General features: G+C 73.4%; 9 protein-coding genes. 3 read left to right on the forward strand and 6 right to left on the reverse strand.

From position 1 onward, the window contains the following. Positions 1 to 25: 25 nt before the first annotated feature. The gene (menD, locus tag ABME01_RS08310) at positions 26 to 1,831 is read right to left on the reverse strand and encodes a 2-succinyl-5-enolpyruvyl-6-hydroxy-3-cyclohexene-1-carboxylic-acid synthase (RefSeq protein WP_353827921.1); all 1,806 of its coding nucleotides are present in this window, start codon (positions 1,829 to 1,831) and stop codon (positions 26 to 28) included. Next, a complete protein-coding gene (locus ABME01_RS08315) occupies positions 1,824 to 2,264 on the reverse strand; it encodes a PLD nuclease N-terminal domain-containing protein (RefSeq protein ID WP_353827922.1) in 441 nt (146 codons plus the stop codon). Before ABME01_RS08315 ends, menD begins: the two co-directional genes overlap by 8 nt. A 75-nt stretch (positions 2,265 to 2,339) precedes the next feature. Here ABME01_RS08315 and ABME01_RS08320 point away from each other — a divergent pair, with 75 nt between their 5' ends. Continuing rightward, positions 2,340 to 2,636, forward strand: a complete 297-nt coding sequence (locus ABME01_RS08320; protein WP_353827923.1) for a DUF4229 domain-containing protein — start codon at positions 2,340 to 2,342, stop codon at positions 2,634 to 2,636. 21 nt (positions 2,637 to 2,657) lie between these two features. On the opposite strand, the gene ABME01_RS08325 is transcribed toward ABME01_RS08320, so the two are convergent. The 3 genes from ABME01_RS08325 to ABME01_RS08335 form a co-directional block, all read right to left on the reverse strand. Continuing rightward, positions 2,658 to 3,659, reverse strand: coding sequence for a 1,4-dihydroxy-2-naphthoate polyprenyltransferase (locus ABME01_RS08325; RefSeq protein WP_353827924.1), 1,002 nt, complete (start codon positions 3,657 to 3,659; stop codon positions 2,658 to 2,660). A 111-nt stretch (positions 3,660 to 3,770) separates the two neighbouring features. Beyond that, positions 3,771 to 4,931, reverse strand: a complete 1,161-nt coding sequence (locus ABME01_RS08330) for an AMP-binding protein (RefSeq protein WP_353827925.1) — start codon at positions 4,929 to 4,931, stop codon at positions 3,771 to 3,773. Between the two features lie 55 nt (positions 4,932 to 4,986). After that, positions 4,987 to 5,910: a 1,4-dihydroxy-2-naphthoyl-CoA synthase gene (locus tag ABME01_RS08335; protein ID WP_353827926.1), complete on the reverse strand. Its 924-nt coding sequence runs from the start codon at positions 5,908 to 5,910 to the stop codon at positions 4,987 to 4,989. A 64-nt stretch (positions 5,911 to 5,974) separates the two neighbouring features. Here ABME01_RS08335 and ABME01_RS08340 point away from each other — a divergent pair, with 64 nt between their 5' ends. Beyond that, the gene (locus ABME01_RS08340) at positions 5,975 to 6,982 is read left to right on the forward strand and encodes an o-succinylbenzoate synthase (protein WP_353827927.1); all 1,008 of its coding nucleotides are present in this window, start codon (positions 5,975 to 5,977) and stop codon (positions 6,980 to 6,982) included. A 200-nt stretch (positions 6,983 to 7,182) separates the two neighbouring features. Next, entirely contained in the window at positions 7,183 to 7,602 is a 420-nt protein-coding gene (locus ABME01_RS08345; RefSeq protein ID WP_353827928.1) for a hypothetical protein, read from the forward strand. A 135-nt stretch (positions 7,603 to 7,737) separates the two neighbouring features. Here the strand turns inward: ABME01_RS08345 and pulA are convergent. Then, on the reverse strand, positions 7,738 to 13,278 hold a 5,541-nt coding region (gene pulA / locus ABME01_RS08350; RefSeq protein ID WP_353827929.1), incomplete at its 5' end, for a pullulanase-type alpha-1,6-glucosidase.

A 13,278-nucleotide genomic window follows, 5' to 3' on the forward strand; every position in this document is an offset into this window, starting at 1 on the left:
GGGCAAGGGGTCGCGGCCCGAGCCCTCACCGTGCGAGCGGGACCTCGAGCAGGGTCGGACCGGTCACGGCCGTGCCGAGGGCCTCGTCGAGCTCACCGCGGGTCGTCGCCCGTCGGTGCTCCCAGCCGTAGGCCTGCGCCAGCGCGGCGAGGTCGACGGCCTGCGGCGTGTACTGCACTCGGTCGAACGCGTCGGCCGGCGCGGAGGCCGCCACCTCGAGCGCGTCGAAGATCGTGCCGCCGCCGTCGTTGCCGACGACGACGAGGACCCGGGGGCGCGCCTCCCCGGCTCCGAGCAGCAGGGAGCCGACGTCGTGCAGGAGCGTGAGGTCGCCGATGAGCGCCCGGGTCGTCCCGGTCGCCGGCGCGGCCGGGTCCTCCCGGCCGGGCTCGGGCGACTGGCTGGCGATCGCGATGCCCACCGCCGTCGCCACCGTGCCGTCGATGCCCGCGAGGCCGCGATTGGCGTGCACCCGGATGCGCCGGCCCGGGACGCTCCGGTCGGCGTCGCGGATCAGCCGGGAAGCGCCGAGGACGAGCCGATCGTGCGGCCAGGTCGCCGACCACAGCGCGTCGACGAGCATCCTCCGGTCGACGGGACGGCGGATCCTGGCGAGCTGGTCCTTCAGGTAGGCCCGCTGCGCGGCGTAGTCGCTGACGTGGCCGGTCTCGTCGACGCCGCTGCGCACCCCGCCTCCCCCGTCGTCGGGATCCTCGAGGAGCATGCGGCCCGCACGCACCCACCGCCCCGTCCACGCGCGCTCCTCCTCGGTCGGCTCGTGGGCGTCGACCGAGACGGCGCGCTCGAAACGGTCGACGCCGTGCCCGGGGTCGAACCACTCGATCCCCCACGGCGCGACCACGATCGCCTCGACGTCGTCGCGCTGCACGAGCGCCGGCACCTCGCGCGAGAGGGTCGGATGGCCGAACACGACGGCCCGCTCGACCCGGTCGCCGAAGCCCGGCTCGCGCAGCAGCTCGCGGTATCCGGCGACGAGGTTCGGTCCGAACCGCGCTCCGCTCGTGACCTCCGCGATGAGCGGCCAGCCGCCCGCGCGCGCGAGTTCCTCGGCCTCCTCGCCGGCGTCCGCACCGGCGATCACGATCGTGAGCGGCCCGTGCTCAAGGCGCGCGACGTGCCCGGCGGATCGCGCCGCGGCGGTCACCGATGGGACATCCGCCGGCGCTCGCGCGCCCTGCGTGCGCTCCTCCGCCGCGGGCGCCGCTTCGAGCTCGACCGGGGAGGAGAGCGGCTCGCGGTACTGCAGGTTCAGGTGCACCGGCCCGGGGCCGGGGTGCGCGACGAGCAGCCCGTCGTCGTCGGTTCCGAGCGCCGCGCGCACGGCCTCGCGCGCCAGGCGTGCCGCGGCCTCGGACGCTCCGGGCTCGCCCGACGGGGCGGGCACGTCCCGCTCGAGGCGGAGCGCGCCCGCGAACATGCCCGGCTGCACGGTGGTCTGGTTCGACCGGATGCCGCGGAGCTCGACCGGCCGGTCGGCGGTCGCGAGCACGAGCGGCACGCCCGAGTGGTGCGCCTCGAGCACGGCCGGGTGCAGGTTCGCGACCGCCGTGCCCGAGGTGGTGATCACGACCGCGGGCCGCCCCGTCTCGACGGCCAGGCCGATCGCGAGGAACCCGGCGCCGCGCTCGTCGATCCGCACGTGCAGGCGGACGGCGCCGATGCGCTCGAGTTCCGCCGCGGCGAGCGCGAGCGCCTGCGAGCGCGAGCCGGGCGCGACGACGAGATCGGTCACGCCCGCGCGGACGAACTCCTCGAGCAGCGCGAGGGCGGAGACGGTGGCAGGACTCGCGACGCGATGCGCGTCACGCATTCGGCCGACCGGAGGGTCCGGCGTCGCCCGGGCTGTCCGTGCCGTCGTTGCGGCGACGGTCGGTGCCGAGGGCGTCGTCGCCGCGGGGGCCGGTCGCGTCGCCGTCGAGTTCGTGGTCGAGTTGCTCGAGCTCCTGCTCCAGCCGGCGGATGCGCTCCTGGTGCTCGGCGTCGGCGCGGAGGCGGCTGAGGAACTCGGGATCGTCGTCGGGCGCGTTGCTGCGCCGGCCGACCCGGCCGACCCGCGGCGCACGGCCCCGGCCGACGATGAACCAGAGCGTGGCGCCGATGATGGGCACGAAGAGGATCACGAGGATCCACCAGCCGCGAGCCAGTCCGCGGATGCGCGTGCGATCGAGCAACGCGCAGTCGACGGCCGCGTAGACCATGTAGACCACGGCGGCGACACCGGCGATCAACCAGAGGCGGACCATGTTCCCGATTCTAGGCGCGTCGCATCACGTTCGGCTGGGAGCAGGCACCCAGACTCGGCTGCCTACACTGAACGGGTGAACGCGCTCCCCGCCTGGCTCCGCTACACGCTGCTGCGCGTGCTGCTGTTCGTCGCCCCGCTGGCGATCCTCCTCATCGCAGGCGTGACGCCGTGGATCTCGGTGCTGGTCGCCGCACTGTTCGGGTTCAGCGCCTCGCTCATCTTCCTGCGGCGACAGCGCGAGGAGCTCGCGAGCGACCTGTACGCCGCCCGGCATCGGGCCCAGGCACCGGCGACCATCGACGACGAGGCCGAGGACGCCGCGATCGACCGGGCCGAGCAGCGCACCGAGCGGCCGCGACCGGCCGAGTAGCTCGCGAGCTCGCGGCCGCGGTCAGAATGCGAACGCGAGCCCCAGCCCGACGCCGTAGGCGAGCGCGGTGAGGCTCGCCAGCTGCAGCGCCGTGATGAGCTCGCGCGGCGTGCGCGCCCAGATGACGATGACGCACGCCGGGACGGCGGCGAGCAGCGCGAAGAGCACCAGCCACGCCGGCGGGTACAGCAGCGCCCAGAAGACGACGACGACGAACGGTGCGAGCATGAAGAGGGCGAACAGCGCCCGGCCGACCCGAGCACCGACGAGCACGGCGAGCGTGCGCTTGCCTGCGGCGCGGTCCTGGTCGACGTCGCGGAGGTTGTTCGCCATGAGGACGGCGGCCGCGATGAGACCCACTCCCGCTCCACCGGTCCACGACTCGAGGTTCACGTCGATCGCCTGCACGTAGGTCGACCCGGCCGTCGCGACGAGCCCGAAGAAGACGAACACCACGAGCTCGCCGAGCCCCGCGTAGCCGTACGGCCGCCGACCCCCCGTGTAGAACCAGGCCGCGACGATCGCCACGGCGCCGAGCGCGAGCAGCCACCACTGCATCGTGAGGACGACGAGCGCGAGTCCGGCCGCCGCGGCGACGCCGAACGACACGAGCGCCGCCGTGAGCACCGCGCGCGGGCTCGCCGCGCCGGAGCCCACGAGGCGCGCCGGCCCGACTCGGTGGTCGTCGGTGCCGCGGACCCCGTCGGAGTAGTCGTTGGCGTAGTTGACGCCCACCTGCAGTGCCAGCGCGACGACCAGCGCGAGCACCGCGCGCCAGGGGTGGAACGCCTCGTCGAGGTACCCGAGGAGCACGACTCCCGCGCCCGTGCCGAGCGCCACCGGGGCGATCGCGAGCGGGAGGGTCCGCGGGCGCGCCCCCGCGATCCAGTCGCCGAGGCTCGCCGGCCCTCGGCGGGCGACCGGCGCGCGGCCGGCCCGCGCTGGATCACCGGAGCGCCCGTGCGTGCGGGGCTTCACGGGCGGGGTGGATGCGGACGAGCGGGGGGTCTTCGGGCGTGCCACCCCGACATGCTATGCCCGGGACCGATGCGATCGCTCGGCGATCCGAGCCGAGCGGTGGGTACGCGTGGACCGGCAGACGGGTCGGCGCCCGCTCGGCTCGGCGCGGCGACGCTAGTCCCGTCGCGCCGCCGCGGCGGCCGCGACGCGGTCGGGCTTGCCCGAGGGGAGTCTCGGCAGCTCGTCGACCACGACGACCCGGACGGGTCGCCCGGCGGGCGGCAGGCCGGCGGCATCCGTGGCCGCGCGCAGCGCGCCGAGCGCATCCGCGGCCCGGGCCGCGTCGCCCGCGCTCACGACGACGGCCCGCTCGCCCCACTCGGGATCGGCGACGGCCACCACGACCGCGTCGCCGAAGCCCGCCACGCGGTGGACGGCCCGCTCGACCTCGCCGAGCACGACCTTGACGCCGCCCGAGGTCATCACGTCGTCGACCCGGCCGGTGACGCGCACCCGCCCGTCGGCGTCGACGGAGCCGAGGTCCCCGGTCCGGTACCAGCGCGTGCCCTGCTCGTCGATCACGAAGGCGCGCTCGGTCCGCACGGGGTCGTCGAGGTACCCCTCGGCGAGCATCGGGCCGGCCAACTGCAGCTCGCCGTCGACCGTGCGCACCTCGACCCGCTGCAGGGGGCGCCCGTCGTAGACGCAGCCGCCCGCCGTCTCACTGGAGCCGTAGGTGCGGTGCACCCGCGCCCCGAGGGCGGCCGCCTGCTGGACGAGGCCGGCCGGCGCGGCCTGGCCGCCGAGCAGGATCCGCTCGAAGGAGCCGAGGGCGGCACGCACCGAACGGTCGTCCTCGGCGGCGTCGACGAGGCGCGCGAGCTGCACCGGGACGAGCGAGGTGAACCACTGCCGGTCGGGATCGAGCGTCCGGGCGGCGGCGACGAACGCCTCGGGCGTGAAGCCGCCCGGGCCGAGGGCCGCGGGCTCGGTCCCAGCGACGAGCGAGCGCACCAGCACCTGCACGCCGGCGATGTAGGTCGCGGGCAGGGCGAGCAGCCACTGGCCGTGCACGCCGCCGAACCAGTGCGCGGTCGCGCCGGCACTCGCGCGCAGGGCCGCGGCCGAGAGCGCCACCCGCTTGGGCGCGGCGGTCGACCCGCTCGTCTCGACGACCAGTGCGATTTCGTCGGGCACGAACGAGGCGACCGGATCTGCCGGTTCCTCATCGCCGGGGATCGGGAGCACCGCGGGCCCGTCGAAGAGCACCGCCTCGCGGAGCTGCGCCGTCATCCGCGGGAGGTCTCCGGCCGGCACGGCGATCAGCGGCTTCATCGCCCCGCTCGTAACCTGTCGTGGCGGTGTCGCGCGCGGCGGCAGCGCGGGCCGCTCAGAAGTGCCACGGGTAGGGGCCCCAGTCGGCCGCGCGCTTCTCGAGGAACGAGTCGCGCCCCTCGACGGCCTCATCGGTGCCGTACGCGAGCCGGGTCGCCTCGCCCGCGAACACCTGCTGCCCGACGAGTCCGTCGTCCACCGCGTTGAACGCGAACTTCAGCATCCGGATCGCCGTCGGGGACTTCGTCAGGATGGTCCGCGCCATCCCGATCGCCTCGCGCTCGAGCTCGGCGTGCGGCACGACCCGGTTCACCGCGCCCATCTCGTACGCGCGATCCGCCGAGTACTCCTCCGCGAGGAAGAACACCTCGCGCGCGAACTTCTGCCCGACCTGGCGGGCCATGTAGGCCGAGCCGTAGCCGGCGTCGAAGCTGCCGACGTCGGCATCCGTCTGCTTGAACCGTCCGTGCTCGCGGCTCGCGATCGTGAGGTCGCACACGACGTGCAGCGAGTGTCCGCCGCCGGCGGCCCACCCCGGGACGACCGCGATGACCACCTTCGGCATGAAGCGGATGAGCCGCTGCACCTCGAGGATGTGCAGTCGGCCGGTCGCCGCCGCCGCGGCCGGGTCGCGCACCACCTCGCCCTCGGCGGAGGAGTACTGGTAGCCGTCGCGACCGCGGATGCGCTGGTCGCCGCCCGAGCAGAACGCCCACCCGCCGTCCTTCGGGCTCGGCCCGTTGCCCGTGAGCAGGACGACGCCGATGCGCGGGTTCGTGCGGGCGTCCTCGAGCGCGCGGTGCAGCTCGTCGACCGAGTGCGGGCGGAACGCGTTGCGCACCTCCGGCCGGTCGAACGCGACCCGGGCGATCCGGCCGTCGGTGGAGTGGTGGTAGGTGAGGTCGGTGAGCCCGCCGACGGATGCCGCGGCATCCACCCATTCGCTCGGATCGAACAGTTCCGACACCTCGTGCGCCATGCCCACCAGCCTACTTCCGAGGTCGCCCCCACCCGCGCCCGCCCGACGGTGGCAGACTCGTCGCATGAGCGCCGACGCCCTGCCGCCCCTGCACGACGTGCTCGCCACCGCCCGGGTCGTGGCGCTGCCGCTGGTCACGCGGTTCCGCGGCATCGACGTGCGCGAGGCCGTGCTCGTCGAGGGTCCGGAGGGCTGGACCGAGTTCGCGCCCTTCGCCGAGTACGGCGACGAGGAGGCGTCGACCTGGCTCGCCGCCGCCATCGACTTCGGATGGCACGCCCCGCCGGCACCCCGCCGCGACCGCATCCGGGTGAATGCGACGGTGCCCGCGGTCGACGCCGATGCGGTGGCGGCGGTGCTCGACCGGTTCCCGGGGTGCCGGACCGCCAAGGTGAAGGTCGCCGCGCCCGACGGCACCCTCGCGCAGGACGTCGCGCGCGTGGGCGCGGTCCGCCGCGCGATGGGGCCGGAGGGGCGCATCCGCATCGACGCGAACGGCGGGTGGAACCTCGACCAGGCCGAGCACGCCATCCACGAGCTCGCGCCGTTCGACCTGGAGTACGTCGAGCAGCCGTGCCCGACGGTCGACGAGCTCGCGGAGATCCGCGATCGCACGAAGTACATGGGCATCCCGATCGCCGCCGACGAGAGCGTGCGCCGGGCCCACGACCCGCTCGCCGTGGCGGAGGCCGGCGCGGCCGACCTCCTCGTCGTGAAGGCCGCGCCGCTCGGCGGCATCCGTCGCGCGCTCGACGTCGTCGGCCGGGCCGGGTTGCCGATCGTGGTCTCGAGCGCGCTCGACACGAGCGTCGGCCTCGCGATGGGAGCGCACCTGGCGGCCGCGGTGCCCGACCTCGACTACGACTGCGGGTTGGGGACCGCGTCGCTGCTCGCGGCGGACGTCACGCGCGATCCGCTGGTCCCGGCCGACGGTTCGATCGCCGTCCGCCGCGTCGAGCCGGACGCCGCCCTGCTCGACCGTCACGCCGCCGACGAGGAGCGCACGGCGTGGTGGCTGGCGCGCCTCGAGCGCTGCCATGACCTGCTCGCGCGCGAGACGCCGTCGAGCTGACATCCCCCGGGCCCCGCGTGGTCGTCCGCCCGCACGGCCGGGTCGTGGGTGACGGCGAGCGTGCGATCTGCCCCGCCTTCTGGGGGTCGCTCGACGCGAAGGTACGGGAGCACCCTGAGGCTCGACGGGTCGTCGGGGGGCATCGTCGGAGCGGGCATCCGAATCGCGGGTGCTCGAACCCGTATCGAAGGGGAGCAAGGATGTTCTCGAGAACCATGGTGAAGGTCGGCGCGGGCGTAGGCCTCGCCGCCGCCCTCTCGCTCGGCAGCGGCATGGCCGCGTACGCGCACGAGTGCTACAACGCCAACCGCTCGGACAAGGGCAACGCGGGAGCGTCGAACTCCCAGGCCTGGTACACGATCGTCGTGGCCGACGAGGTGGCCGGCGAACTCCCGCCCGACCTCGCCGAGTGCGTCCTCGGCGAGTACTACGGCGCCGGGGGCCCCGCGAGCTTCACGATCCACGTGAAGGGCGCGAACGGCCAGGGCGGCACGATCGGCTCCAACAACCCCCACGAGGGGAAGAGTTCCGACGGGCAGGGCATCGACGAGATCTTCGACGCCTACGGCACCATCATCTTCGGCGCCTACGAGGCGTGCGGGGTCGGCTTCGGCGGCTGACGTCCCGCGAGCACACGAGATGCCCGGCGGCCTGGGGCCGCCGGGCATCGTCGTCCGACTCGACTCCGTGGGGACCCGGAGGAGCCGGTGCCGTCCGAGGCGGAGCGACGCACACCGGCTCCGCCCCGGACGGGATCAGCCGTCGCGTCGCGACGGACGCAACCGGGGTGCGACGAGCAGGCCGCCGGCCGCGAGCAGCGCCGCGGCGAGCAGCCCCGCCAGGGTGAGCTGCAGCCCGGTGAGCCCGAGCGGACCGGCCACGGTCAGCGCGGCGACCGCCTCGGTGCCGGACTCGACGCCGACGAGTCGCACGTGGTGCGCGCCGGTCTCGATGCCGGCCGGGACGGTCACCTCGAAGACGACCGACCCGTCGGCCCCCGCGGACCGGGCCTGGAGCAGGCGCGGCGTCGAGTGCAGCCACGCCTGGACGAGCTCGCCCTCCTGGAACCCGGCGCCCGTGATCGCGAGCGTCGTGCCGCCCTGCACCGACGCGGCATCGAGTCGCACGATCGGGCTCCGCCCGGCGGCCGGCGAGCCGGCCACCGCCTGCACGCCCGACGGCGACGCCGCGGCCGCGCCGCTCGCGGCGGCCGACTTCTTCTGGTCGCTCACGAGCACGGCCGCGGTGCGCGCCGGGATCGTCAGCGTCCCGGTCTTCGCCTTCCACTTCGTCTCCTTGACGACCTCGTCGACGCCGTCGCGGAGCGCCTTGGCGAGCTTGAAGTCGCGACCGGCGAGGCCGTCGACCTGCTCCGTGATCACCTCGGGCGACGCGTTGAACACGACCAGCGCGCCCTCGAGCGACGGGTCCACGTCGTCGCCGACGAGGTCGTCGATGAGCATCACGATGAGGCCGGGCGTGGCATCCGCCCCGCTGTTCGGGAACGACACCTTCTGCTCGATGAGGTCCGCAGAACCCAGCTGGAGCAGGCCCACGTTCGAGCGCACGCGCAGCAGGTCGAGCGCGGCCGCCTCGGCAGCCGCGATGTCCTCCGCCGTGGGCTCCAGCGCCGGGTCGGCGAGCCGCTCGGCCATGACGGGCCAGTGGTCCGCGTTGTCGGCCTCCATCGGCAGGCCCGAGCCGAAGGTCGACTCCTGGCCGGTCCAGTCGATCCGGTTGAACCAGTCGCCCGAGTTGTAGCTGTTCCGGTCGAGCGACTTCGAGCGGAGCAGCTCGGTGCCGGCGTGCCAGAACGACGGGCTCTGCGAGAACGTCGCGGTCGCGAGCGACAGCGTGTTCATCCGGATTCGGTCGGCCATCGACGTCTCCTGCGGCAGCTTCAGCACCCCGAGGTCGAAGAGCGTCTCGTTGTCGTGCGCGTCGACGTAGTTGATGACCTCGTCGGGCTGGTCGGCGTAGCCGGCCGGCGAGCCGTTGTAGTCCACCTCGGCGCCCGTCTTGAGCACCCCGTCGGAGCCGACGAGCTCGATGCCGCGGAGGTTGCCGGCGAGCCCCACCTTCACCAGGTCGGTCTGCTGGCCGAGGTCGCGGATCCCCTCGCGCACCGGCAGGCCGTTCGGCTCGCCCGCGAGGCCGGTGCCGAAGCCCTGCTCGTACTTCGAGTCGCCGGCGACCGGGCTGCCGCCGTGCACGCCGTCGCGCAGCCGGTCGTTGAACGTCGCGATCCCGGTGCCGCCGAGCTGGCCCTGGCTGGCCTGCTCGAACTGCGCGTTGTCCGCGACCTCGCCGAAGTTCCAGCCCTCGCCGTAGAGGAACACCTTCGATCCGTCGACGCCGTCCTCCTCGAGCGTGAGCTCGTCGAGGGCCGCGCGGATCGCGAGCATGTTCTCCTTCGAGTGGTGACCCATCAGGTCGAAGCGGAAGCCGTCGACCTTGTACTCGCTCGCCCAGAGGACGACCGAGTCGACCATGAGCTTCTCGGCGACCTCGTGCTCGGTGGCCACGTTCTGGCAGCAGGTCGAGGTCTCGACGCCGCCGACCGCGTTCAGGCGGTGGTAGTAGCCGGGCACGAGCCGGTCGAGCACCGACTTCTCGCCCTGGCCGGACTGGGCGGTGTGGTTGTACACCTCGTCGAGCACGACCTGCAGGCCGGTGGCGTGCAGGGCGCCGACCATCTCCCGGAACTCGGACACGCGCGCACCGCCCTCCGGGTCGACCGCGTACGAACCCTCGGGGGCCTGGAAGTGGTACGGGTCGTACCCCCAGTTGAATCCGTCGAGGTCGCGGATGGCGGCGATGCAGGCCTGCTGCTCCTCGGACGCCGGACCGAACGACTCGAGGTCGCAGTCGGGGGTCGCCTGCTGGTCGCGGCGCTCCTCGATGGTCGCGATGTCGAACGTCGGCAGCAGGTGCACCGTGTTGATGCCCGCCGCGGCGAGTTCGCGCAGCTGCGCGGCGCCGGCACTGTCGCGCGTGAAGGCACGGTACGTGCCGCGCTCCTCCTCGGGCACCGTCTCATCGGTGATCGAGAAGTCGCGCACGTGCAGCTCGTAGATCGCCCGGTCGACCGAGCGCTCGACCGACGGGGCGGGCGTGCCGGCCCACAGCTCGGGCGCGAGCGCCGGGTCGTCGAGGTCGACGACGACCGTGCGGGTCGAGTTCACGGTGAGCGCCGCTGAGTAGGGGTCGGTCACCGAGTTGGTCTCGATCGCCCCCGTCGTCGGTGCGAACACCTCGACGAGCCAGCGGTACTCGCTGCCCTGCTCGATCGCCTCGTCCGCGACGGACCATGCGCCCGTGGCGGCATCGAAGGCGGCCGGGAGCACCTGCGCGTCGGCGGTGGATCCGCCGTCCCACAGCTGCAGCGAGACCGACCGCGCGGTCGGCGCCCACACCGTCAGGGTCGGCTCGTCGCCGTTCCACGACGTGCCGAGCTCAGCGTCGACGAGGGCCTCCGCGTAGAGGTCGTCGAGCACGCCGGGCAGCTGCACGCCGGTGAACGCGGTGAGCGCGTCGCCGTCGCGCTGGGCGACCTGCAGCTCCTCGGTCACGAGCGACGCGACGTCGGCGCGGTCGAGTCCGACCGGCCGGAGCGCCACGTGGCCCGCGAGGTGCGGGAAGGTCGCCGCGAGCTCCTCGCCGATGCCCGCGGGGTCGACCTCGAGGGCGACGGCCTCGCCGCCGCCGGTGACGGCGCCGTCCGCGACCGCGAGGCCGGCGTCCGCCGCGTGCTCGAGCGTCCAGGTCAGGTCCGCGGGGTCCGCGCCGCCGAGCAGCGACGGCGGCCAGGCGAGCGTGTCGGCGTCGAGCCAGTACGCGCGCTGCGTGCCGGTGCCGGCGAGCGGCGGGTCCGCGACGACGACCTCGAGGACGTGCGTGGCGAGCGTGTACCGGAACTCCACGAGCTTGCCGGAGACCGCGCTGAAGGTGATGTTCGGTCCGTTCCGCACGCCGTCGGCACCGTAGTTCTCATCCCACGAGAGGCCGTGGGCGACCTTCACCTCGTAGTTCCCGGTGGGCAGCTGGTCGGTCGAGAACTCGTAGACGCCGTCCTTGTCGCCGTCCTGCGCGAAGGTGACCATGCAGCCCGGCTGCCAGTCGCCCGGGCATCCGAGCTCGTCCTGCAGGTTGCCCGGCAGGGTGACGATCGGCCCCTCGGCGCTCGACGAGAACACGTTGGTGCGCGGGTCGAAGTAGAACGTCACCGGCCCGCCCTCGGTCGTGTACGTGACGTTCGGCCCGTTCTGCTCGCCGTTCGCGCCGTAGTTGAGGTCCCAACTGCCGTTGATCGCGACCTTGTACTCGTAGGTGCCGGCGGGGATGTCGAACGTGCCGGCGTAGATGCCGTCGGCGCGCTTGGTCAGCTTCGCGATCTCGCAGCCCGGGGCCCAGTCGCCCGCGCACCCCATCTCGGAGTTGTGGTTGCCGGGGATCGTGACCAGGTCGATCTCGGTCTCGGGCTCCTCCTCCACGACGAGCGAGACGGCGTTGCCGACCGACGCGTACGTCGACGCGGCGGCGCGGTTGCCCGCGGCATCCGTCGACACGGCGCGGTACTCGAGGAGCGTGCCGTTCGCAAGGCCCGCGGTGTCGTGGAAGACGCGCGGCGTGGTGTCCTCGGCGGTGCCGAGCGACGTCCACTCGTCGGAGCCCGCCACGCGCCAGGCGAAGCTCGTCTCCTGCCAGGTGGCGTCGTCGACGTCGGCGCCGACGGGCGTCGTGCCCGTCACGCCGGCGCCGGCCGCCGGCACGTCGACGGTGATCGCGGATGCCGCGTCCGGAGCGGTCACCTCGCGGTCGGCCGTCCAGACGATCGCGCCGAGCGCCGGGACCTCGACCGAGAGCACCCCGTCGGCGTTCGCGACGACGGCGGGGCCGTCCGCGCCGTAGAGCGGCGTGAACGCGCCGTCCGCGGTGAGCGTGGGGATCTCGACCGCCTGGGCCGACGCGGCGTTGTTGACGGCGACGAGGTACTCGACCTTCTCGTCGCGGTCGACGCGGCTGAAGGCGTAGACGCCCGCGCCGTCGGCCACGTAGCGCTCGATCTGCGCGCCCTGGTCGAGCGCCGGGTGCGCGTCGCGGAGCGCGGCCAGCGCCGCGATGTGCCCGTACAGCGGCGCCGCGGTGTCGTACCGGTCGACGCTGCCGAGGGTCTCGCCGGTGACGAGCGGCTGGTTCGCGTACTCGGCGACCTGCGTGGCGAAGAGCGTCTGGCGCGCGTCCTTGTCGCCGCCCGTGCCGGCGAAGCCCTGCTCGTCGCCGTAGTACACGACCGGCTGGCCGCGCGTGAGGAACATGAGCTCGTGCGCGAGCTCGTCACGCTGCACCGCGTCGCCGGTCGAGGCGAGGAAGTAGCCGACGCGTCCCATGTCGTGGTTGCCGAGGAAGGTCGGCAGGGCGGTCGAGGAGGTGTCGGGCGTCGTGTAGTAGTCGTCGCCGGCGAACAGCGACTGGAGATTCTTCGCCGAGTTGCCCGCGGCATACGAGACGGCCTGCGACTGGAAGGTGAAGTCGAGCACCGAGTTCATGTCGGTGCCGCGCACGTACGGCGAGAGCTTCGCCGGGTCGGCGTCGTAGACCTCGCCGAACATGAAGAAGTCGGGCTTGCCGGCGGCGTGGGCGTAGTCGAGCACCTCGGTCGACCAGGTCTCCCAGAACTCGAAGTTCACGTGCTTCGCGGTGTCGATGCGGAAGCCGTCGATGCCGAGGTCGACCCACCCCTGGTACACGTCGACGAAGCCGTCGACAACGGTCGGGTCCTCGGTCATGAGGTCGTCGAGGCCCACGAAGTCGCCGAACGTGACGGACTCGCCCTCCCACGTGGAGTCACCGCGGTTGTGGTAGACCGTCGGGTCGTTCAGCCATGCGGGGACCTTGAGGTCCGCCTCCTCCGACGCGATGACCGGCGTGTACGGGAAGCTCGTCTCCGCGTCGAGGTCCGGGAAGTCGGCGCTGCCGGCGATCGCGCTGGGGTCGAACTCCTGCCCTGCGGCATCCGTGTACGGGCTCGTCGCCTTGTCGACGTAGGAGTACTGCCCCTCGGCGTACGAGATCACGTCGGCGGTGTGGTTGGTGATGATGTCGAAGTAGATCTTGATGCCCTTGGCGTGGGCCTCGTCGATCAGCGCCTCCAGCTCCGCGTTGGTGCCGAGGTGCGGGTCGATCTGCGTGAAGTCGGTGATCCAGTACCCGTGGTAGCCGGCGCTGGCGTTCGCGCCCTCGCCCTGCACCGGCTTGTTCTTGAAGCTCGGCGTGAACCAGATCGCGGTCGTGCC

It is taken from the genome of Agromyces litoreus, assembly GCF_040496015.1.
Classification (GTDB): Bacteria; Actinomycetota; Actinomycetes; order Actinomycetales; family Microbacteriaceae; genus Agromyces; species Agromyces litoreus.

What these genes read in the sequence shown, in the direction of transcription:
- ABME01_RS08315 (WP_353827922.1), bottom strand. Translation starts at nt 2,264, where the DNA reads ATGGTCCGCCTCTGGTTGATCGCCGGTGTCGCCGCCGTGGTCTACATG.
- ABME01_RS08340 (WP_353827927.1), top strand. Translation starts at nt 5,975, where the DNA reads ATGAGCGCCGACGCCCTGCCGCCCCTGCACGACGTGCTCGCCACCGCC.
- ABME01_RS08335 (WP_353827926.1), bottom strand. Translation starts at nt 5,910, where the DNA reads ATGGCGCACGAGGTGTCGGAACTGTTCGATCCGAGCGAATGGGTGGAT.
- ABME01_RS08345 (WP_353827928.1), top strand. Translation starts at nt 7,183, where the DNA reads ATGTTCTCGAGAACCATGGTGAAGGTCGGCGCGGGCGTAGGCCTCGCC.
- ABME01_RS08330 (WP_353827925.1), bottom strand. Translation starts at nt 4,931, where the DNA reads ATGAAGCCGCTGATCGCCGTGCCGGCCGGAGACCTCCCGCGGATGACG.
- menD (WP_353827921.1), bottom strand. Translation starts at nt 1,831, where the DNA reads ATGCGTGACGCGCATCGCGTCGCGAGTCCTGCCACCGTCTCCGCCCTC.